The following is a 20788-nucleotide window of genomic DNA, read 5'->3' as shown; positions in this document are numbered from 1 at the left end:
CCTAAATTCTTCGAGTTGCTAGGAGTGTCCTGTCCAAGGTTCTGCAACCAGTGGTGTCCGCTTGGCATCCTTAGTGACTTGCCCTTTGTAGGACAAGCGTAGACTATCAACCATGGCCGTATTTAGCTATCTCAGCCTGGACCTCATTTACAAATTCTACAGTGACGTTCGCTAATTCGGCTATCTCCGATATCGAAAACTTATTCGAAGACAAAAGATTTTTTATTACTTCCGCCTTTCCTTCGGCTTTTCCGATAACTTCTCCTTCAGCTTTTCCTTCTGCTTTTCCCTCAGCCATTGCTTTTTCGCGCGCTCGTTTCAATCGCTCCTCCTGACTACTTCGGATACTCTCGGCATCCCATTTATTCCTTAAACTTACGTTGTACATCTCTCGTTCCTCCGGTTTTAGTTTGCTATACTCTGCTAACTGAAATAACTTCTCAAAAATAGGCTTACGCAAATAAGTGGAAAGTCCATTTAGCGAAGACATATTTTTGAGTACATAAAGCCAACGATCTAAATCATTAACTAACTCTGCCTCAGCTTTAACAAAGTTAACCAATTCCACATATATAAAGCCTAGATCGTCATAAAATATTTTACCATGATCTCGATAACATAAACAAATATCGTGTAGAAAATACTTCTCATCCCCCGCATCAGGCATTGCAAATCCATCCATCAGTACAATGATATAAACTTCACTAATTCCATAATTCCAAGCCCTTCGGTTGCCTTTGGGTGCCTGATCCGCTATCAATTTACTACTGTAGTAAAGCATGCGCTTTTTCAAATTATCCTGCGCCGTGCGCTGCACTTCAATAATAAAACGTTCGCCATACGGCAAAAGATGCTGAATGCGCCTTGTTAAACGAATAACCGGCAAAGCTTTCCATCTGCCGCCAGATCTCACGGCTAATCTTTTCGTCGTAGCACTTCGCCTTACAGTTGGAAAAGAACTTATCCTCAATTTCGATCAAATGGTCTTTGCTGCGATATTTCCCCTACATCATCCGCCGGAGCACATGCATCAGCCATATCGAGTCCTCCATAAGCATGCGCATGCCTATAAACCCATGAAAGGAAATCTGGAGCAACTGCTCGCTCGAACCTGTACAACTCCACTTTGGGAGGACGATTTATTGTCAATAGACGATGCGCTATTATTGGTGGGTACAGAAAGCGTACAAGATGATTGGATCGTGCTGGTCAAGCAGAAAAGGGGAAATAAAAAGTCTCTCTTGTTAATCGTTAAGGGAGGCAGTTTTGGCTTTTCTCAAATATTTTTTAGGCAAAACAGTATGGCTTTTGATATTGTTATCTATTAAAATTTTATAAAATGTAGTGAAATATGATTGCATCTATATTATAGTTTTCCGATCGACTTATCTTATTGAAAACTCAACGCATTTGATATACAAATTTCAATTCTCTAACCCGCTCGCTTTGGATTTTCCTACACAAAGAAGTACATTGCAAAAAATTAATGCGACTAACGACTTATTTTGTAAAGTTGGTTGAGTTACTTTCCTTCAAAACAATTTAATATGAAAAATTACATAATTACTGGAATATTTTTGCTTCTGTTCACAAATTTAGCATTTTCACAATATTTCACCCTAGCTCCAACAGGTTTCGTTTCTAAAGAGAATCTAGATTATACCGTAGTGGAAGTTCCTGGCGCTAAACAGCAAGAACTTTACGATAATGTATTAAAATCGATCAATAGCTTATATTCCAACCCCAAAGAAGGCCTGACTTTGGTTCCTGGGCAAGCGATCACTTTAGCGGCTTACAAACACAGAGGACTTAAAACATCCGCTATTGCTTACTATGATGTCGATTACACCTTGTCTTTTTTATTTAAAGATGGAAAAATAAGAATCAATAGTCCAACTTTCAGTGCTCAAATTATGAATTACAACGGTACTTGGAATAAAATGAACGTGAAAAAATTTTATTTCAAAGGCAACGGTAGCCCCAAAAATGAGAAAAAACATCAATTCGTAAACGCGTACTTTAATGAGCTGATCAAATCTATTCTTGAAAAATCAACCAATATTGATAATTGGTAATATCGATGTATTTGTTCTCTTCCTGACAATAAACTTGCGAGCTTTCATCCCATTTTTCCGGTTTTAATTCTAGAAATAATATCATTCAACGCCTTTAAAAGACATAATAACGCCAGAATATTTATCGTGATCTGCACCAATATAAGATAAATCAATACCGGATAAATTTTTATTGTTCACAGCTTCTTTAAATAGCGTATAATTCATTTTTTCGACCCTATTATTCCAGTCTTCATCCGATGTTGGCTTAATTGATTCCAAATCTTTCATTTCAAACATCGCACGATCCGATATTTTTTTAGACCGTTGGACAAAAATTGTATCTCCTTCTATCTTTAGAATCTTAACCCAACCTGCTGGTAAACCTTGGATGTTATTTCCTTCAGCATCGGTAAAGAAACTTGCACCATATAGTTGTCCTGCCTGTAGTTGTTGAGCCGATTGAGCAAGACTTTCTTTTTCATTCCGATATTTCTTACCATCTATGTTCAGTTTAATACCATAAATAATAGAGCCGATAATTGCTATCGATGCTATAATCAAATACCCTTTCCAAAGTTTGAAATACGGAATTTCTAGTGTCTTCTTAAATTTCTTTACCTCTTCTTTTATTTCAGGCGAATAATTTCTTGCGTGGATGACCTGCCCGTATTGATTGACTAAACGAGACATTTTTACCAGACCTCCTCCAACTGGAAACCCTAAAAATTTGGTCGCAGGTGTAATGATACTAAGATTGAAATTCTGCGCTATGGTCTCATTTTTTAATGTTGCAATGATATTTTTACTTCCTAAAACGTACTCGTAACGTGTATAAATGAACAGCATAAATGGAATGAATTATAACTATAACGGTTCGAAATTAAGAAAAAATTCCTCCTGTAACAATCCTGTGTCAATTAACTAATTAGTACAGAAACAGATAAATTTATTTGATATCCTACGCGTACCTGAACCATCTCGTGTAGGATCTTTGCGATGAAGCTGGAGTGTCTAATTAAAATGCTGACAGGCATTGATAAGGTAATTTGATTCGATTGCTGATTATACCGAATATTTGTATCTTAGGTTAAATACTAATATTACAATTATGTCATCCAAGATTTTCCTGCAATCTTTACAAAGTAAATTAAAAGGCGGTAACGCCCGATCTATTCATTTAAATGCATTGCCAGGAAGGTTGGCCACACGGTTAGACCTACAGCAGCTCGACCTCATTGAGGATGGTCTCGCCAAATCATTTTTGGATACCTTGTTGACCAAAGCAAACTTTGAATTTAAGATATCATTTGATAAAATAGATCTCAATGAAAAAGATGCGGAGGCTCAAAAGAAACTGACCGTCATTTCTAAACGACTGAACTCCATTATCATAGAAAATGAGGACTATTTTAAAGAACATGGGATGAAGACCCTTGGGTTCGGCTACCCGATACTTATAAAAAGATCTTCAAAAGACCCCGCTAAGATCATAAAAGCCCCATTATTCATTTGGCAACTAGAGGCCGTTAAATCTAAAAACAAAGTCAATGAATGGTCGTTTTTGCGAAATAAAGTGGTTCAAGCGAATGGAAAAATAGTGGATTCAGATATTCACCCGATCAGTATCAATGAAGTCCTCCTTTCTTTTATCAAAAGTGAAGATGACATCACACTCCCCAATCTGACCAATGAGGCCTTAGATGACGCACTGATTGATAGCAACGAGTTAGTGAACGCTTGTGCTGAAGTACTGGAAGCACTCAATTCAAATAGTAAAGAGCAGATACTCGAGGTGCTAAGCAAAAACTTTGAAACAGCTATCAATGTATTACCCGAAGCATCCCAGATAGATGCTATCGCCAATAACAAAGCTTACATTCATTTTGGTGGTATTTTTGGTTTGTTCAGAGCGCAAAAAGAAAGTATTATTACCGACATTTCCCGCTTATTAGATCGCTTCGATGCCTTTGAATTTGATGAGCTTAAAGTGGAAAGCTTATCGACAACACCTTTCAGTGCCGTAGATACAGACCCAAGCCAACAGGCAATAATAAGTGCTCTTGGAAATGAACCGAATCAAATAATACAAGGCCCCCCAGGTACGGGAAAGAGTCAATCATTAACTGCACTGATAACAAATGCACTTGCCAATGGAATGAAATGTCTTGTCGTCTGCGAAAAGAAAACAGCGCTTGATGTCATTAAAGCAAATATCGAACGTACGAATCCTCAAATCGGCGCTTTAGTCGGTATAATTGATGATGTAAACGATGCGCGTGAAGCGATCGTAGATTCTGTCAGAGATCGTCAGATCGGAGTTCCGTTTCACATCTCAGTAAGGCAAGCTCAAAACCAATATGATACGATAAAATCAAAACTCAAGGAATCAGCTGAACTTATTAACGCACAGCATGCTGCCTTAGCTCAAACGGTCTACGGTGATAAGAGTTGGTCGCAGATCGTAGGACGGTATTTGGCTTTATTAAAAAACTTTAATGAGGTACCGCTTAAGAATATTATACCGAAAGAGGATTTTAATTTTGCTCAGGATCACACAGAACTAGAAAAGACACTTGCTATTTTAAAACATAGCCATAATTTATTTAAGCAATCGCATCAGGTCCATTCCATATTTAGACCATTGACAGACGATCTGTTTTTAGATCAACAGGTTGGACCATCACGTGTAAGAATTGAAGATTTTATTGCATACGCTCATAAACAGATTCCAACGATTGAACAGGTTATTGCTGAACGTCAGGTGAGTGGAAAGCATTGGGCTGATGATTTTTTGAGCGGTATTCCCGCAATAATGCAGCAGGATTTTAAGCCCTATTTAGCATTTTGTATTGGAGATTCAGTTCAAGAAGAGGCATTACCATCCACTTTTCCTCAGGAACAGCGGATCAACGAAATTGTCTTAGCATTACAAACAGTTCGGATTAAAGCGCAACAATTTTTCAAGCAATATGAAGATGCTTTGCAACAACATTATAGCAGCTATCATACATCGCTAAGCAATGCAATAATAACTTATCTTGCCTACGCTGAATCAAGCATTGCTCAATATGGTAATAATTTATTGGATAATAGTAGTGGTGCAAAATTTAAAACAAGTTTATTAAGTATATTCTCGGGAAAACATAAACAAATAAAACAAACGAGGATCGAATTAAAGAATCGCATCGCGCAGGTAAGATCAGCCCATGTTCAGAAAAATTATATTGACCATCAATATAACGATCATTTGGAAACGACTGATTTATCTATTTATCTAAATAATATCGAGGAACTCAGACAAAAGGCAGCCGATTGGAAAGAGCAATACCCGCATACGATAAATAACTATTTGTCTAATATTAATGATCATCATTTTCATGCTGAACTGAGTGAACTAAAAGCGCAGATAACTCCCCTACTTCAAAAATTGGATAGTATAGAGCAAATGCTAATCGCTGATTACAATATCGTTCCAACGACTCCTGTTACCGATATCAATGGGTTGCTTGAGGCAATACCTTATCTAACTGAAAGAGTAACTTTTCAATTAAGCTATTTTAATAATTTTCGTGACTACTACGCGGTACGCGCTGATGCCTATCGAAGTCTACAAAACTCGTTTGACGATATTGAAAGTAACCAATTAACAGGAAATATTACGGATGGTGTATTTTTACAATATATAAATCTTCAAACCGCACAGGAACAATGTGATAGGATTAATCACACTATCGCAACATTCAACGAGCACATAAGTGATTTCCGTATCTATCATGAGTGGAAATCATTTTTCCTTTCACAGGACGAAGCGCAACAAAGGCTTATTACAAGAATCAGCATACATCTTAAAGATCATTGGGCTGATGCATTTGAATGTTGGTATCTGTATTGGATACTCACGACAAATGAGCCACAGGAATTGCCAAAAAGCGATTACCAACTACAACAATATCAACAGCAAAAACAAGAGTTTAACCATGCGCAGCTGAATAGTGTTATTGCCTTATGGACAGAAAAACAAGCGGAAGCCGTCGGACATTTTAAAGCCAGAGGACACAACATAAATAGTTTGTTTAACAAAAAGGGAGCTAAGGGAATGCGTCGCAATTCACTCCGCACTATTGTGAACAGAGAATTTGAACTATTTACTAATTTTTTTCCAGTATTATTGGTCAATCCATCGGTCTGCAGTTCTATCCTACCACTGGAGGAAGGAATTTTTGATGTGGTCATATTCGATGAGGCCAGCCAGCTGCGTCTCGAAGATACTTACGCGGCCCTGATCCGGGGAAAAGCAAAAATTGTTTCCGGTGATAAGCACCAGATGGCTCCCTCCTCTTACTTCGAAGGAAGTGGAGCGCTACTTGATCCGATCGATGATGAGATAGAAGACTCCGAAGATGAATTTTCTGATCGGACTGCGCTACAAGCGGCTCAGCTTAACCTTGCAGATAGTGAATCCTTACTAGCTTATGCTGTAGACAAAGGGTTTGTGGAGTCTTATTTAAAAGTCCATTACCGCTCGAAACACCCTTATCTTATCGACTTCTCTAATCATGCGTTTTACGGAAATAGGTTGATGCCTGTTCCGGCGAAGGAGCACTACACTCCTATCGAATATTTACAGATTGATGGATTGTATGAAGGGCAAGTAAATAAACAAGAGGCATTGAGAGTGGTCGAATTGTTACAACAGATCATGAAGGAAGCTAAAGACAGTATTCCAAGCGTGGGTGTTGCTACTTTCAATATTTACCAACGCAACTTGATCCTTGAGGAACTGAGTGCAGTTCGCCAGAATGACCCTGCATTCGACAGTTTAATGGCGCAGGCGGGAGATTCATTCTTTGTTAAAAATCTCGAAAACATTCAGGGCGACGAACGGGATATTATCATTCTATCCACAACATTTGGGCGAAAAGCCGACGGTTCGTTTAGTCAAAACTTTGGTCCGATTATACAAGGTAAAGGACATCGTATGTTGAACGTAATCATCACTCGAGCGCGGTCAAAGGTATATGTATGTACTTCTTTCCCGCAGGAGTATGTTGGTCAGTACCCAAATCTTATCCAACAGAAGGGCAATAAAGGCCGTGGTATTATGTACGCTTACTTTACCTATGCGAAAGCGGTAAGTGAGGGTAATGACGAATTGCGAAAGGGCATTCTCCAGCTATTGAGTCAGTATTGTACAGATAAACTGTATGAGCCAGCAGAATTTAGCTTGGGGTCTGAGTCTCCATTTGAAGATGAAGTATTCGAACAACTTGCACAGCATATCGGTGCCGATCGTTTAGAACAGCAGCATTCCGTAGGCGGTTTCCGGATTGATATCGTTGTCAAATCAAAAACAAGCCACAAACCACTCATCGCAATAGAGTGTGATGGCGCGAAATATCATAACAGTCCGGAAGCTTATGCTTGGGACAGTTTCCGACAGGAGCAACTTGAAAGATATGGTTTTGTATTTCATAGGATATGGTCAATTAAATGGTGGGATGATGCCGATGGAGAGCTGAAGCGACTACTTGATTTTATTCGTCAACAGGATGAAGAAGAGGCAAATTTGAACAACCACGTGCATGTGGCAACGAAAATCAATATAAATGATAATTAGCGAATCGCCATTGATAGAACCGATAATTCGCAGGTAACCAGCACAAATAATGTTATCTCATTGGTTCCCGACTCCTATTAAAGGTTATCGAGGCAACAATCGTAACCACAATAACCTTAAAAAGGAGCTATTCACACCAAATGACGAAGTCTGATCTCACGTTCAGGCTTGATAACTTAAAAGATGCATATTAATTATCGCTTTTGATGACATTACTCCTACAGCACTAAATCTAGTTTCGCCAAAAAATCAGGTGGTCAATTTGCAACTAAGAATCGCATGGTCATTTGATATGAAATTTACATATAATAGAAGTTACTCGATATCCTAAAAATACACAGGGTAAAATACCTAAAATCAGCAATACCCAAAACCATATAGGATTTTCAGACGACAACCATAGCCAACCCACGACCAGTATTATTAAACCACCAACTATAAGATTTTCTCTTGGCTTGCCCCCTATCCTCGTAGTAGCCATTCCACCCAACACACAACTAAACCAAACACAAAAAAGTTTGATGATAAATTGGGAAAAATTGGTGGCAGCGATTTCCTTACTGGTAAATATTTCTAAAGATGACGTGAACAGCGAGCCTTGCATTTTTGCAAAAACAGAACTCATTAATCCTATCGTTCCGAATCCAACTATGACGGAAAATATCTTTCTAAAATTCATTATCTAATTGATTTTAAAATTTAACTGGTCTTTCGTTAATAAAATTGGATCAATCATTATTTTTTGCACATCAGCCTCAGAGGCGGCTCTGAATGAATGGACAAAACAGTTTAATTTTTCTTTACTATCAGGGATAAATGATGCTGAATTATTTTTTGCATTAGCCTGAAATTTCTGAATTATTGGCTGCATCATGGTATCATAATTGCAACAAGCCGTTTTTAAATCATTCGGATTTTGATGAATAAAATGAGCTAGCGCCTTTGCTCCATAAATTGATAATGATGCTCCCATTCCCGATAGCGCAGTGGGACAATACCCCGCATCTCCCAATAAAACCACATTACGATTTACTAAAGTGGATGAATTTACCATCCCCATTTTATCAATAAACATTAGACCGTTATCCGCGAAGCGACCTAACAAATGCTGTATATCTTCATTATACCCAGCAAAAGATGTTTTGAGTATTTCATTAGCTTTATTTTGAACAGATGGTAAATCTCCTGTATTATGTAAATAGCACTGAATGGCTATTTCATCGGAAGCAATGGGATAAATAGACAGCATCTTATTCACATCAATATAGATATTGAATTTGCCAACCTCATAAGAATGATGCTCTTTCAATCGTCCACCCATATAAACAAATTTAAAATCCTCTAGCGTACTTTCCGGAAAATAATTTTGTCTTGTCGTAGAGCGTAACCCTTCTGAAACGATAAGGAGATCGGCCTCCAACACAGTTCCGTTGTTGAGTAATATTTGGACTTTGTCTTCATCATGCATTACGTTTTCAACAGAAGATGAAAAATGAATACTCACTTCATTTTTTACTTCGTTGTATAAAACGTGATGCAATCCGCCTCGCGTTATCAGAACGGAACGTTCAATATTCTCGTTCATTTTCTCATAGCTAAGACTTTGTATAATTGAATCGTCTGACTCCCTGAAATTTACAAATTCAGAGGGTGACGATGCTTGTTGTAATTGTTCTGCTAATCCTAATTCTTCAATAATACGAACGCCAAAACTCTTAAGCGAAATAAGAAATCCGGACTTACTGAATGATGCCGCTCTTTCCAAAACAGTCACCTTATGCCCTTGTTTGCTCAACAGTTTTGCAACAGTCAATCCAGCGATGCCACCTCCTGAAATAATAATATTTTTTTTCATTTTTTTCATTTTTATACAGCAAATATCTTTCTATATTTACAGATAAAATAGCCCAAATTAAACTAATAATAGTCCAAAAAATTATGTTTGATGAAAAGCGTAAAATGAGAAAACTTGCTGAAAAACTTGGCATCTCCTTATCTTCCATTGAAAATGAGATAAAATTTTTGAATTTCAACGAATTGAACATTGTGGACTTGATGCCCGAGATGTTAATAATGGTTCGCTCTTTAATTGCCAGCAAGACTTTTGCTTATAAAAGAAAACCAATCAGGACAATAGAAAAAGGACTACTCATTTCGTTTCAAAATATTCTTATTAACAAAAAATCGGCAAATGCCATTAGTAAAAGATCTTTGAACAATCAGCCTCATGTTCGTATTATACCTTCACATTTGGAAAGTGAAGTGTTATTTCCTAAAGATGTCCACGTACAGCAAATCAGCATTTTAGTTGAGCTGGAATACCTGAAACATTTTGTAGGAAATGATGCAGATAAATTGTCTTATCTTTTTGATATAGAAAAAACCTTTTGGATAGAAGAATTTTTGTCACCTGAAATGACTGATTTAATTGCTCAATTAGCTGACCTTTCAATAGAAAACATTTTACCGCAAACTTTTTATCGGTTAAAAGCACTTGAACTTATTTATCTGCTTTTCAGCAATTTATTAAAAAGAAAAAAAACAGATTATTTCCATCTTAACAACGCTGAAATTGATGCGGTTTATTTGGTTCGGAATACGATAGCATCAAATCTGGAAAAATCCCTATCTAAAGATGAACTGGTAAAAATAGGTGGAATGAATGAGCTAAAACTAAGAAGTATTTTTACACAAGTTTTTGGAAAAGGAATGTACGAATATTACAATCATCTTCGTATGCAAAAAGCAGCAAGACTATTACAGCAGGAAAATCTTTCAGTTTCAGAAGTTGGCTATCAAGTAGGATTTAGCAATCTGAGTTATTTCGGAAGGTTGTTTGAAAAACACTTTGGATTAAAACCAAAGAAGTGGCAGGATAAAAATAGAATGTAAATACCTTATCCCTTTGCAAATTCTACTTTACCGGAGAAATCAGAGGTTGAGAGCTCCATTTTAAATATGCCATCTGAGTCGGTAACGGTACTTCCAATTAGTTCCCCTTTTTCAGATTTAAAATTCACAGATGTATTGCTTGCTTTTTCATTAGTGTCACCCAATCTAATTACCCCCGATACAATTAGGTTTTCATACATGTTACTTTCATTCACATCTGTGTAAGCTTGCACTTCAAATCCACCGCTGTTATATCGTTGCACTCTCCTAATCGGATCTTCACTATACATTCTCCGAGAACAACCAATAGTTATAAAAATTATAGATAATAAAACTGTAAAAAATCTGTTCATTAAAATCGACTCGATAAAAAAATTACTTTTATAAACAATAAAGATAAGATTACATTTTTAACATCCCGCAGGTTGACCGTGTTGAACTGTATCATTGTTTTCTACTTTATACTGTTCAGCTTTAATACGATCTATTATACGTTTTCTTTTCGTGTCCGAGAGCTTCATAAAAGCTTTAGGACCTGTTAATCCCTTCCAAGCCATATCATTGTAAAAGTCAGAATCGAATCCATTGTCCGCATAAAATATCTTAGCGACTATTTCTTCGCCAAAATCCGGCAAGAACAAAGGCATACTGATGTATATCGGAATTTGTGGGCTAAAAGGAGGGTTACATCTTTTATTTTGATCTTCGTGTGCATACGCTAGCCGTTTAAAGTTGCTCGTTGACCAATATTTACCAATAGATAAACCTATATGCCACAGCTCTTGTTCTTTCTTAAATATTTAGAACCATGATATATACGGTTTATGCAGATCAGCAGTATCAAGGCAGGAAAATCCCTCTGTTAGCAGTATTTATAATTGTAAAAAAAGATCACAAAAATAAAGTACAAAGGAGTGTAGTGACACTGAAAGATACAATTACCACAATTTGATCATTTATTTTTACTAAATTAATTAGTATTTTTGATCCATGAAACCTCTTGAAGTCTTTTGCCGTAATCGCGTTATGTATGTCCAAATGACTGTGCATGATAAAAGCATGGGCATGAAAGACTATCATCTTTACAACAAAAATGGGCTTGCTTTTTATGTTTTCAGAAAGTCTCAGGGAGTTTGGGAACTTGCGTTTGGAGAACTTGCAGATGATATAAAGGAAGCATGTATCGATGCACTGATCTTGCGATTCGATACCGATGTACCGGAGCTATTTTACCACCATGGCGTGCGCCAGGTAGTCGAGGTACGCGCGAAAAAATACAGTCTTTGGCACATTTATCTGAACAATGCTTATGTAGGCAGCATCCAGCACGACAAGTATACTAAGAATTTCGATTATCATATTGAGGACAACAGCCTACTGACCGACGACCAGGTACAAAAATACATCGGAATGATTCAACACGGGGAGCTAAAATGGAGAAAAGATGATAATAGATAATTTCGAGATTATTTGTGTGTTTAACGCTACTTTTTTAAACGTTTTGTCGGTTTCTTTTTTTGTGGCTTTGCTGGTGTCTTAATTTTTTTCTGTACGGCCTCCATGCGCTTTCTCCAGCTGATGATCTGAGATTCTTCATATACGGGAAGGCCTTTATCGTTGAGAAGCCCCATAGATTTAGCTAAACTAAGACTGAGACGTGCAGACTTACTGTTTGCTTTCTTCCAGGTCTGTTGATCGTCTTTAAAATCCTTCTCATAGGCAGCAATAGCCTGCTTAATAATGGCTAGCTCCTTCTTATATTCTTTGAGCTTTCGATAAAGAATCATTAATCTGTTATATGCCCCTGCTTGTAATGGTGCTTTCCTTATAACCAGGATATAGCTTTTGATGGCATCTTCAGTTTTACCTTCAAGCTCCTGCAATCGTGCATCTTTTAACAGCTCATTTTTGGATTTCTTAATACCAGTCATATTTATTTTTATCTTTCAATACGATCCTGAATACCCGGTCAAATCCCCGCTAATATATTGTAGAGTCCTTTTAACCTGAATATCATAATTAAACTTGAGAAAAGTAATGAACAAATTAACTAGCTCAAAGTTCCATCTCGGTTTCGGTCTACTTCCAGTAAAAGAAGAAGTTTGGCAATAGCGGGTTCCCTCCATTCTTCCGCAAGATCGCCCTCTATAAAACCAAAATCTTCATCTAAGATCATCTGGCAGCCATCCATCGTAATTCGGGCATATGGTCCGTTTTGCCCCTCCTGTCCTACTTCAAAATCACAGTATTTTTCTACTCCTATGTTATTTGTCACCGGAATTCCAGTGAATGTTGCTATAGCTCCCATATTCTCATTTTTTATTTTTCAAATAATTAATAACATCCTCACGACCATTGCCAACGCTTTTGATGGCCTCTTCGACTTGCTGCCGGGTTACGCCAAGTTCTTTTGCCAAATAATCTACCTCATAAGATTCACCGCCAGCTACCTGATTGCGGTCCCTTGCATCTTTTTTATTTTTATTGTCTGTCATAATAAATGTTTTTGGAATAGAACAACCGCCAGCCAATAGAGTTTGAAAACTATCACTATTCTGATGTTGTTCTAAATACAAAAAGGAGGAATTATGCCTTGGTATAATGGAGATTATCCACCATCATATAAAAATCAACCGGTCAACATCCGGGAGAAAGAAACTGAAATCGCAAACGCTTTGCTTGAGGAAGGCGCCGAAGAAGGAATTGCCATAGCAACCGGCCTAAAAAAAGCGAGGGAGCATTTTAAAAAGGTAAAAGAAGAGAGTAGAAAGAAGTACACAAATTATTAAATCGACAACTATGCCAGAATTACCAGACCTACAGGCCTTCAGCAAAAATCTCACAAAAATGCTTAAAGGTAAAGTGCTTGAAAAAGCTGCCATTCACAACAAACAAAAAGCCAAAGTCAGCCTGAATGAGCTGCAAACTCTAGAGGGCAAAAAACTCGTCAAAGTTTATCGGGAAGGTAAAAGGCTTTTTTTTGATTTTGGCAAAGATGCTACCTTGTCGGTTCATCTCATGTTGCATGGGAAACTGATATATTCTGAAGACGAAAACCCAAAGTATGCATTAGTTTCCATGAAGTTTAAGGATGGTGGCACGCTATCCATTACCGACTTTAAGAGGATGGCATATATAGAATTGAATCCTGAACATGCAAACGTGATGGATGCACTTTCTGAAAAGCTAAATCCAAAATTACTTTTCGGATTACTGCAATCAAGCAAGGCCAAAATTAAAACTCTCCTGATGGACCAAAACGTCATTGGCGGTATTGGAAATGCCTACGCCGACGAAATCCTGTATGAAGCAGGGATATCACCACTTTCAATTTCAAACAAAATCCCCGAAGAGAAGGTACAACATCTTGCCAAAGCAATTAAGGAGGTACTGGAAAATGCCGAACAGCAGATTCTAAAAGAGCATCCTGAAATCATTAACGGTGAGATAAGGGATTTCATGAAAGTTCATAACAAAAATGCGAAGGTTGATGGTAAGGATCATGAAATATTGCAAACCAAAATTAGCGGCAGAACTACTTATTACACAGAGCAACAAAAAGTTTTCGAATAGCACAGGATACGACTAGAGAATTACTTATCTCAGTGAAGTTTTTTGGCACAGATCTGGTACGGAAATAATAGCAACTAATTGCATATGAATAATCTATATATTATCTTCTTTTTTTTAGTTCTCCAGGGCTGTACAATGCGTAAAAGTACAATGACACCGGTACAAAATAATAAGTCCAAAATATACAATGACAGCTCAATGCAACAAGACTATGTTTCCATTTTAGAAACAATTTTGTCTGACGATTCAGCTGGTATCAAACTGCAACGTGAAGGAGAACGAAGGGCGTTCATTCATAANNAGAGATTCTATCTCATCATTGCATGACAGGAATTATGTTTTTTACAACGTCGATCCACAGAAGCTGATGAAAATACTGGATAACCAGCTCACAGATTCGCTGGATATGCTGAATCAGATGAACGAAAGGAAGGCAATCATCCCGATTCCAGCCGCTATCAAAGCAGCGTACACTGTTGATGACGCCGATAAATACAGGATGGACCGCAACCAAAGCATTTATTACTTTCACCTTCCCATTATAGGGTATAATCGCAAAAAAGCATACGTGCCGGTTGACTATATATGCGGCCCTTTATGTGGAAACGGTGATGCATTTCTGCTTGAAAAAGTGAATGGTAAATGGGTAATCATACAACGATTCTTTAACCTCTGGATCTCTTAAAAAAATGTAGTCACAATAATCTTTAAACAGAAGATATTCACGCCAAATAACCAAGCGGACTTATAGACTAATGGACCTTATCACTTTCTATAAATACACTTCCCGACAAATAGCACTCGGGAACATTGGCTAATACATAATCAACGTCCAGAATATTAGGACGAGCCGTACTTCCATGCCCACAATACAAACTCCTGATCCAGGTATCTACGTCATCCACCCATATCGCCTTCCAGGTAATATTTTGTGGATCCTGGACATTGACAGGTGAAATTAGGACATTATACCCCATCGCTCGCAGCGCGGTTAATACGACTCGATTTACTTTGACAAATTTCATCTTCGAAAGCTATATACGGTTGTCTTTACTTTGGAACAGAAATACAACCCATATGGTTCAAAAGTCATTAACTTTTTGTGCTTAGCGGCAGATCCTAATAGTACTAAATCTGACTGATCGCTTGCATCGGATCCATTCCCGAATCAAGAGACTCGTGGTGGTTACTCCTTTTTATATATAACTATTAAAACTGTCCTGTATGAGTTTTATGAGGTGTAATCATACAGGAGAAATGCTTCGGAACATCATTTTTTGACTTTCTGATTTAGTTTTTATACCACTTTTAGTAATATTTTTTCAAATCACTAATTCTTTCAATATGAAGTTCTCTGGCCTGAGACCGCCGCATCATTAGCGCATAAGCATTATTAAATCCCAAAGGTTTTAACCACTTGATGCCGTACAGCCTCTGAAACTCATTGTTCACATAATTATAGGTATCGGAAGGACTTTTGGATACGCTTCCTAATACCTGCTGATTTGGTTTTAACAACACCAAAAGGCCTGTTCCGGTGTACTCTACATAGCAATCAATCGCGTCGCTCACCAAAGCATCAAAACATATTTTGGTCCCACCCAACCCCGTCTTTGTATCTACTTTATAATCGGTATGGCCTTCGATCAGAATTTTGTATATCGCAGCCAAAATATATTGTTCTGCAAAAATTTTTGAACCTACCTTTATCGTACCGGCGCTCCCAGAACCAGTTGGCTTATAAAGATTGTTGTGCAGCAGAAAGTCCTTTGCAATATGTTCTGGCGTCTGCTTCAAAAAATCGGCTCTATAATTTAGATCCGTCATGACCGAATCATTGAACTTATCTGCCAGCAGATTCATTGTTTCTTCCAGCTTTGGGAATTTCTGAAGTGTTGCCGTCTTTATAATTGGCGCTGCAAAATAAGGTGGGAAAATCTTCTTGTCATCTGCCAGCACAAACAGGTCGTATGCCTTGATCCGCCCATCGGTGGAGTATCCGCTAATGAGATCAAGATCTTTTTCATAAGCGGCTTTATACATAATCGCATCGCTGACAACAAGTGGGTTGACCTGAAGACCATAGATACTGCGAAGTCCCAGGTCACCGTCCTGACGTCCCATAAACTCTGGTGTGAAACCTGCCTTGATGCGACTGTCATTGGACCTCATAACCATATAAAGCATACTTAAAATGCACACAGCGGTGAATATGCCCAAAATAATATAGGTCTGTCGACTTTTGATATTTACCTGGGAATATTGGATTAGTGCAATGCCTTTGTCCAAGAGGATTGCTAGTAATGCTGCAGGAATAGCACCGGCCAAGATCATGTTTGAATTGTTGAGGGATATACCGCCAAAAATAAATTCACCCAAGCCTCCGGCGGCAACAAATGATGCCAAGGTAGCTACACCAACATTGATCACTGCCGCTGTACGTACGCCCGCGATAATCACTGGCATGGCAAGTGGGAGTTCTACTCTGAGAAGCAGTTGCCAAGCGGTCATACCCATCGCCTTGGCTGCCTCCACGATACCGGAACCAACTCCTGTAATGCCGGTAAAGGTATTCCGGATAATGGGTAAGAGTGCGTAAATAAATAGTGCAACAATGGCGGGAATAGCTCCGATACCCAGAACCGGAATAAGAAAACCCAACAATGCAATACTCGGTACAGTTTGCAAAACACCTGCAAAACCTAAAATAATAGCAGCAAATTTTCTTTTTCTCGAGATCAGTACCCCTAGAGGCACTCCGATAAGAATGGCAAATACCAAAGATAAAAATGTAAGCCCAAGATGTTGGCCAATCTGGGTCAATAGCTTGTCCTGTTGTTCGAGAATAAATTGCCAAAAACTTTGCGCTTTCATACCACTTGTTGTTTTCGATAGTTGTTAAATGCACCCACTAGCGTTTCATAGGCTTGCGCCGCATCTGTATGCATACTCAGAACCTGGGTGGCATGCCATAAATCTGTGCTCAATGTAAATCCATAACGCGAGATAAAAGGATCTATCGCCGTAATCCCTTGTAGTTCTTGTAAGGTAGTCACTTTATACTCCAATAGTAGGCGATTTTCGGCGAAGAAATTGGCTACAAATTCATTTGCAGGTCTATATAACAGTTCTTTTGGCGTTCCAATCTGCACGATTTTCCCCTTGTCCATTAAGCAGATCAGCTGTCCAAGTTCGAAAGCCTCCGACACATCGTGCGTAACGAGGATGATCGTCTTACTGCGTATCTCCTCCAAGGATCTGAATTCTGCGTGGATATCTGCTTTGGTTATATTATCCAGTGCTCCGAAGGGCTCGTCCATTAATAGAATAGGTGAATCGGCGATCAGTGCCCTAGCAATGCCTACGCGCTGTTGTTGCCCTCCACTCAGTTCATGGGGATAACGTTGGAGGATCTCCTCGCCCAAGTTTAATTTGTGAAGTAGCTCCGCAGTACGCAGGCTTATTGTCTTTTTTTCCCATTTCAGCAATTCTGGAACTACAGCAATATTGCGTGCAACGGTATAGTGCGGAAAAAGGCCGGCATGCTGCATGACAAAACCAATTTGCCTACGTAAATCATGGATGTCTCTTTCTCTGATATCTTTGCCAGCAATAAAGATCTGGCCTTTATCGGGTTCGATAAGCCTATTGATCATTTTTAGGGTTGTCGTCTTTCCACAACCGCTGGTCCCTAGCAGAACAAGAACTTCGCCTTCCTTGGCCTGAAGGGAAATCTGATCGACTGCAACCTTTCCATTGAAGAATTTTGAAATGGAGACGATATCTATCATATTATCTCGCCAGTCTAATACCTGTAAATTGCCATTGCAGTGCCGTCTGAAAAAAGTTTCGGTACGTTTTGCGGCTATGATCTTTAGGTGTTGCAATAGAGGCTCCGCGCAAGACCATTTGGTTAACCATAAATTTTCCGTTATACTCGCCCACGGCACCAGCTTCCTTTTTAAATCCGGGGTAAGGTAGATATGCAGAATTGGTCCACTCCCAGCGCTGTCCCCAATTGAGATGATCTGCCGCAACTTCCCACTCTGCCTCTGTCGGAAGCCGCATTCCCCTCCAGGCTGCAAATGCGGAAGCTTCATAAAAGTTGACATGGCAAACTGCATCCTCATGGTCTATTTCCATCAACCCCGCTAAGGAATAATTCATCCATTGACCATCCATCAAATGCCAGTATAAGGGAGCCCGAGCCTGACGCCGTTTTACCCAGTCCCAACCTTCGGCATGCCAATACCTGAAATCAGCGTACCCACCAGCTTCCATGAAAGCCATATATTCCTTATTTGTCACCAAATCACTCGCAATTTCAAAGTCATTCAGATAAACCTTATGTCTGCCTTTCTCATTGTCAAAACAGAAACCCGGACCTTCATATCCGATTTCATAAATCCCAGCATCGAATTTGACATACGCTGATTCAGCTGCAGTATAACTGATAGCGGCTTTTGTACTGCCGTATGCAGGAAAAAGTGGATTGTGCCCAAGTATATATTTGATATCCGTAAGCAGCAATTCTTGATGTTGCTGTTCATGATTTAATCCTAGCACAAAGATGTCAAGGAGATCATTTGTCAAAAACCCACCATCTAAAAACTCAATCATGGACTTGTCCACACATTTGCGATATCTATAGATGTCTGCAACGGAAGGTCTGCTCAGATTTCCTCGATCTGTACGAATCACCCGAGCTCCTATTGTTTCATAGTAACTATTGAATACAAAATTGTATTCAGCATCGAATGGCTGATAGTTTGGCAGATGCGGAAGTAAAATAAATGTTTCGAAAAACCAGGTGGTATGTCCAAGATGCCATTTCGGAGGACTAACCTCTCCTATGGGCTGAACCACATAATCCTCAGTTTCCAACGGTTGGCAAATTTCTTCGGAATATGCTCGTATAGCAAGATAGCTATCGATCCATTTTTGCTTTTCCGACATTTCAATAAGCGCAGTTTGTATATTTTTCATAAATAAAACGTATTAGGACACCCTCCATACCGAATCAACAAACCATCCTTTGCTGTCTTCAATATTTGCGATCAGCTGAAATCCTGCTAAGGAAGCCATACGCTGTATTTCCTCAGGAGCATATTTCTGAGAAATTTCCATGTCAATCAATTCATTTTCCTTAAAAAATATGGAATCACCCTTAATATGAACGTGTTGATTGGTTAGGCTGACCAAGAAACTGCGGCAGGCTCCAGAAATTGGATCGTAGGACTGATAATGCTGAAAATATTGGGTATCGAAATCAGCTTCAAGTTCCCTGTTTATGCGATTCAATAAATTGATATTGAAGGCCGACGTGATTCCGGTTTTATCATTGTAGGCAGAAAGAACGGTGTGTGGATTCTTTTTGAGATCGAAACCGATTATAATCATATCACCGGGGCTTAGTTTACGGCGCACTTCGGCACAAAAAAGCTGGGCTTCGTCCATATCCATATTACCTATATTACCGCCTAAAAATAATACTACTTTTCGCCGTGTGGAAATTTTCATCGCTTGGTCAAGCATTTCAAAGTACTCTCCCTCAAGCGGTACAATGTCTAAATTTGGGATGTCACGATCTAATTTTTCGACTAATAACGAAAGAATATTGCCCGATATATCGATAGGCATATAGGAGTATGAGGTGTGATTTGCGCTGAGATGTTGTAATAGATGACTTGATTTAAGGGCATCACCTGCACCGAGTTCTATCAGGTCGAAATCGGATTCATCAGTAGTGATTAAATCCGCTAGCTCAAAGGTTTTTGTGCGGAATATTTCGAGCTCGCAGTCGGTCAGGTAATATTCGGGCATATGCATGATATCCTGGAAAAGGCGATCGCCAATGGGATCATAAAAATACTTTGAATATAATTTCTTTGGATAAGTATTTAAACCTTCTATCACGTCCTTGTGAAAAATCCCTTCATACTTTTCGATCTCAGGTACAGCACTATTTACCGGTAGAACATTATTTAATTGTAAACTCATAACTCTATGGTTTTTGCGGTCTTTTATACAGCAATATAACAGGAAAAATGAGCGAATAGTTTCAGAATAATCCAATCTGTGAAAATGGTCGAAACAGCAAATGGCCAGCCTGGATTAAGGCGGGGACGTTATGCTGATTTACAATTGAATTTATCGATTCGGAGCAATTACTACTATTTAAAAAAGGCTGATCATAAGATCAGCCTCTAAAACACTCATCACAATAAAACCATACTAATCGTGCCCTTCGGTCTTAACAATCTTGTTGTAAATACCTAATAATAAAAACGGTGCCGCCCACTGCCCGACAAACAGTGCATTATTATCGTCTTTTGTTTTGCAACATTTTAATGCTGCTGAAATTCCCATCGCTGCCAGCGAAGCCGCTAAAAATAAAATCGATGGAATTTTAGAAGTTTGGTTTTCTACCTCTCTTGTTACTTTGTCTTCATTTCCTGTTGTAAGTGCCATAATATATCTACTTTGCTTTATTATTGAACTATTTTCAAGAGGAAATGGTTTAAATTTAAACAAAAAAAAGGTCGAGACGCTAATTCTCGACCTTAACATGATACGAGGTTGGCATATCAACCTAGTTAGCGTCGAAATAGTCAATTCAATAGTAGCTGGTTTTAGGGTATCCTAAAAA

Annotated in this window: 22 protein-coding genes; 7 read left to right on the top strand and 15 right to left on the bottom strand. The window is 38.6% G+C overall.

Annotation, left to right across the window (positions count from 1 at the left end; genetic code table 11):
* Positions 1-106: 106 nt before the first annotated feature.
* Positions 107-847, bottom strand: coding sequence for an Rpn family recombination-promoting nuclease/putative transposase (locus tag B4Z90_RS10680; protein ID WP_286774933.1), 741 nt, complete (start codon positions 845-847; stop codon positions 107-109).
* Between the two features lie 10 nt (positions 848-857).
* Between B4Z90_RS10680 and B4Z90_RS10675 the strand changes: the two genes are divergently transcribed.
* Together B4Z90_RS10675 and B4Z90_RS10670 are read left to right on the top strand one after the other, a co-directional pair.
* Positions 858-1328 (top strand): hypothetical protein, encoded by a 471-nt coding sequence (locus B4Z90_RS10675; RefSeq protein WP_286769522.1) that lies wholly within the window; start codon positions 858-860, stop codon positions 1326-1328.
* 219 nt (positions 1329-1547) lie between these two features.
* A complete protein-coding gene (locus tag B4Z90_RS10670) occupies positions 1548-2075 on the top strand; it encodes a hypothetical protein (RefSeq protein WP_286774931.1) in 528 nt (175 codons plus the stop codon).
* Between the two features lie 81 nt (positions 2076-2156).
* On the opposite strand, the gene B4Z90_RS10665 is transcribed toward B4Z90_RS10670, so the two are convergent.
* Entirely contained in the window at positions 2157-2903 is a 747-nt protein-coding gene (locus tag B4Z90_RS10665) for a hypothetical protein (RefSeq protein WP_088161284.1), read from the bottom strand.
* 262 nt (positions 2904-3165) lie between these two features.
* Between B4Z90_RS10665 and B4Z90_RS10660 the strand changes: the two genes are divergently transcribed.
* Positions 3166-7674, top strand: coding sequence for an AAA domain-containing protein (locus B4Z90_RS10660; RefSeq protein ID WP_286802181.1), 4509 nt, complete (start codon positions 3166-3168; stop codon positions 7672-7674).
* A gap of 283 nt (positions 7675-7957) precedes the next feature.
* Here the strand turns inward: B4Z90_RS10660 and B4Z90_RS10655 are convergent, their stop codons facing one another.
* A complete protein-coding gene (locus B4Z90_RS10655) occupies positions 7958-8353 on the bottom strand; it encodes a hypothetical protein (protein WP_286768343.1) in 396 nt (131 codons plus the stop codon).
* Positions 8354-8356: 3 nt separating this feature from the next.
* On the bottom strand, positions 8357-9529 hold the full coding sequence (locus B4Z90_RS10650) for an FAD-dependent monooxygenase (RefSeq protein WP_286768344.1): 1173 nt from the start codon (positions 9527-9529) through the stop codon (positions 8357-8359).
* An 83-nt stretch (positions 9530-9612) separates the two neighbouring features.
* Here B4Z90_RS10650 and B4Z90_RS10645 point away from each other — a divergent pair, with 83 nt between their 5' ends.
* On the top strand, positions 9613-10566 hold the full coding sequence (locus B4Z90_RS10645; RefSeq protein ID WP_286768345.1) for a helix-turn-helix domain-containing protein: 954 nt from the start codon (positions 9613-9615) through the stop codon (positions 10564-10566).
* 5 nt (positions 10567-10571) lie between these two features.
* Here B4Z90_RS10645 and B4Z90_RS10640 read toward each other — a convergent pair whose 3' ends face one another.
* Both B4Z90_RS10640 and B4Z90_RS10635 read right to left on the bottom strand, forming a co-directional pair.
* Positions 10572-10829, bottom strand: a complete 258-nt coding sequence (locus tag B4Z90_RS10640) for a hypothetical protein (RefSeq protein WP_145330417.1) — start codon at positions 10827-10829, stop codon at positions 10572-10574.
* Between the two features lie 147 nt (positions 10830-10976).
* Positions 10977-11213, bottom strand: a complete 237-nt coding sequence (locus B4Z90_RS10635) for a hypothetical protein (protein WP_075992239.1) — start codon at positions 11211-11213, stop codon at positions 10977-10979.
* A 343-nt stretch (positions 11214-11556) separates the two neighbouring features.
* Here B4Z90_RS10635 and B4Z90_RS10630 point away from each other — a divergent pair, with 343 nt between their 5' ends.
* Complete coding sequence (locus B4Z90_RS10630; RefSeq protein WP_088161279.1) at positions 11557-12024, top strand: hypothetical protein; 468 nt, start codon at positions 11557-11559, stop codon at positions 12022-12024.
* A 26-nt stretch (positions 12025-12050) separates the two neighbouring features.
* On the opposite strand, the gene B4Z90_RS10625 is transcribed toward B4Z90_RS10630, so the two are convergent.
* From B4Z90_RS10625 to B4Z90_RS10615, 3 genes are all read right to left on the bottom strand, one after another.
* On the bottom strand, positions 12051-12497 hold the full coding sequence (locus B4Z90_RS10625) for a hypothetical protein (RefSeq protein ID WP_075992237.1): 447 nt from the start codon (positions 12495-12497) through the stop codon (positions 12051-12053).
* Between the two features lie 119 nt (positions 12498-12616).
* Positions 12617-12874 (bottom strand): hypothetical protein, encoded by a 258-nt coding sequence (locus B4Z90_RS10620; RefSeq protein WP_075992236.1) that lies wholly within the window; start codon positions 12872-12874, stop codon positions 12617-12619.
* A gap of 4 nt (positions 12875-12878) precedes the next feature.
* Positions 12879-13061 (bottom strand): DUF3606 domain-containing protein, encoded by a 183-nt coding sequence (locus B4Z90_RS10615; protein ID WP_075992235.1) that lies wholly within the window; start codon positions 13059-13061, stop codon positions 12879-12881.
* 93 nt (positions 13062-13154) lie between these two features.
* Between B4Z90_RS10615 and B4Z90_RS10610 the strand changes: the two genes are divergently transcribed.
* Together B4Z90_RS10610 and B4Z90_RS10605 are read left to right on the top strand one after the other, a co-directional pair.
* On the top strand, positions 13155-13355 hold the full coding sequence (locus B4Z90_RS10610; RefSeq protein WP_248933574.1) for a hypothetical protein: 201 nt from the start codon (positions 13155-13157) through the stop codon (positions 13353-13355).
* A gap of 10 nt (positions 13356-13365) precedes the next feature.
* The gene (locus tag B4Z90_RS10605; protein WP_286802180.1) at positions 13366-14139 is read left to right on the top strand and encodes an Fpg/Nei family DNA glycosylase; all 774 of its coding nucleotides are present in this window, start codon (positions 13366-13368) and stop codon (positions 14137-14139) included.
* 752 nt (positions 14140-14891) lie between these two features.
* Here the strand turns inward: B4Z90_RS10605 and B4Z90_RS10600 are convergent.
* From B4Z90_RS10600 to B4Z90_RS10575, 6 genes are all read right to left on the bottom strand, one after another.
* Positions 14892-15164 (bottom strand): hypothetical protein, encoded by a 273-nt coding sequence (locus tag B4Z90_RS10600; protein ID WP_075992232.1) that lies wholly within the window; start codon positions 15162-15164, stop codon positions 14892-14894.
* A 283-nt stretch (positions 15165-15447) separates the two neighbouring features.
* The gene (locus tag B4Z90_RS10595; RefSeq protein ID WP_286768351.1) at positions 15448-17013 is read right to left on the bottom strand and encodes an ABC transporter permease/substrate-binding protein; all 1566 of its coding nucleotides are present in this window, start codon (positions 17011-17013) and stop codon (positions 15448-15450) included.
* Complete coding sequence (locus B4Z90_RS10590; protein ID WP_286768352.1) at positions 17010-17930, bottom strand: ABC transporter ATP-binding protein; 921 nt, start codon at positions 17928-17930, stop codon at positions 17010-17012. The genes B4Z90_RS10595 and B4Z90_RS10590 overlap by 4 nt, the downstream gene beginning before the upstream one ends.
* 1 nt (position 17931) lies before the next feature.
* Positions 17932-19125: an ergothioneine biosynthesis protein EgtB gene (gene egtB, locus B4Z90_RS10585; protein ID WP_286768353.1), complete on the bottom strand. Its 1194-nt coding sequence runs from the start codon at positions 19123-19125 to the stop codon at positions 17932-17934.
* A 12-nt stretch (positions 19126-19137) separates the two neighbouring features.
* A complete protein-coding gene (locus B4Z90_RS10580; RefSeq protein ID WP_286768354.1) occupies positions 19138-20139 on the bottom strand; it encodes an L-histidine N(alpha)-methyltransferase in 1002 nt (333 codons plus the stop codon).
* Between the two features lie 234 nt (positions 20140-20373).
* Positions 20374-20610, bottom strand: coding sequence for a hypothetical protein (locus B4Z90_RS10575; RefSeq protein WP_070566443.1), 237 nt, complete (start codon positions 20608-20610; stop codon positions 20374-20376).
* Positions 20611-20788 lie beyond the last annotated feature (178 nt).

Origin of the sequence: Sphingobacterium sp. UBA5639 (assembly GCF_002421245.1) — a bacterium.
Taxonomy (GTDB): Bacteria; Bacteroidota; Bacteroidia; order Sphingobacteriales; family Sphingobacteriaceae; genus Sphingobacterium; species Sphingobacterium multivorum.
The sequence above is the reverse complement of the archived record's forward strand: the minus strand, read 5'-3'. Positions and strand labels throughout refer to the sequence as shown.

Bases quoted from the DNA above. Each gene is read 5' to 3' on its own strand.
- B4Z90_RS10675 (WP_286769522.1), top strand. From the start codon at position 858: ATGCGCCTTGTTAAACGAATAACCGGCAAAGCTTTCCATCTGCCGCCA.
- B4Z90_RS10670 (WP_286774931.1), top strand. From the start codon at position 1,548: ATGAAAAATTACATAATTACTGGAATATTTTTGCTTCTGTTCACAAAT.
- B4Z90_RS10665 (WP_088161284.1), bottom strand. From the start codon at position 2,903: ATGCTGTTCATTTATACACGTTACGAGTACGTTTTAGGAAGTAAAAAT.
- B4Z90_RS10660 (WP_286802181.1), top strand. From the start codon at position 3,166: ATGTCATCCAAGATTTTCCTGCAATCTTTACAAAGTAAATTAAAAGGC.
- B4Z90_RS10655 (WP_286768343.1), bottom strand. From the start codon at position 8,353: ATGAATTTTAGAAAGATATTTTCCGTCATAGTTGGATTCGGAACGATA.
- B4Z90_RS10650 (WP_286768344.1), bottom strand. From the start codon at position 9,529: ATGAAAAAAAATATTATTATTTCAGGAGGTGGCATCGCTGGATTGACT.
- B4Z90_RS10645 (WP_286768345.1), top strand. From the start codon at position 9,613: ATGTTTGATGAAAAGCGTAAAATGAGAAAACTTGCTGAAAAACTTGGC.
- B4Z90_RS10635 (WP_075992239.1), bottom strand. From the start codon at position 11,213: ATGCCTTTGTTCTTGCCGGATTTTGGCGAAGAAATAGTCGCTAAGATA.
- B4Z90_RS10630 (WP_088161279.1), top strand. From the start codon at position 11,557: ATGAAACCTCTTGAAGTCTTTTGCCGTAATCGCGTTATGTATGTCCAA.
- B4Z90_RS10625 (WP_075992237.1), bottom strand. From the start codon at position 12,497: ATGACTGGTATTAAGAAATCCAAAAATGAGCTGTTAAAAGATGCACGA.
- B4Z90_RS10620 (WP_075992236.1), bottom strand. From the start codon at position 12,874: ATGGGAGCTATAGCAACATTCACTGGAATTCCGGTGACAAATAACATA.
- B4Z90_RS10615 (WP_075992235.1), bottom strand. From the start codon at position 13,061: ATGACAGACAATAAAAATAAAAAAGATGCAAGGGACCGCAATCAGGTA.
- B4Z90_RS10610 (WP_248933574.1), top strand. From the start codon at position 13,155: ATGCCTTGGTATAATGGAGATTATCCACCATCATATAAAAATCAACCG.
- B4Z90_RS10605 (WP_286802180.1), top strand. From the start codon at position 13,366: ATGCCAGAATTACCAGACCTACAGGCCTTCAGCAAAAATCTCACAAAA.
- B4Z90_RS10600 (WP_075992232.1), bottom strand. From the start codon at position 15,164: ATGAAATTTGTCAAAGTAAATCGAGTCGTATTAACCGCGCTGCGAGCG.
- B4Z90_RS10595 (WP_286768351.1), bottom strand. From the start codon at position 17,013: ATGAAAGCGCAAAGTTTTTGGCAATTTATTCTCGAACAACAGGACAAG.
- B4Z90_RS10590 (WP_286768352.1), bottom strand. From the start codon at position 17,930: ATGATAGATATCGTCTCCATTTCAAAATTCTTCAATGGAAAGGTTGCA.
- egtB (WP_286768353.1), bottom strand. From the start codon at position 19,125: ATGAAAAATATACAAACTGCGCTTATTGAAATGTCGGAAAAGCAAAAA.
- B4Z90_RS10580 (WP_286768354.1), bottom strand. From the start codon at position 20,139: ATGAGTTTACAATTAAATAATGTTCTACCGGTAAATAGTGCTGTACCT.
- B4Z90_RS10575 (WP_070566443.1), bottom strand. From the start codon at position 20,610: ATGGCACTTACAACAGGAAATGAAGACAAAGTAACAAGAGAGGTAGAA.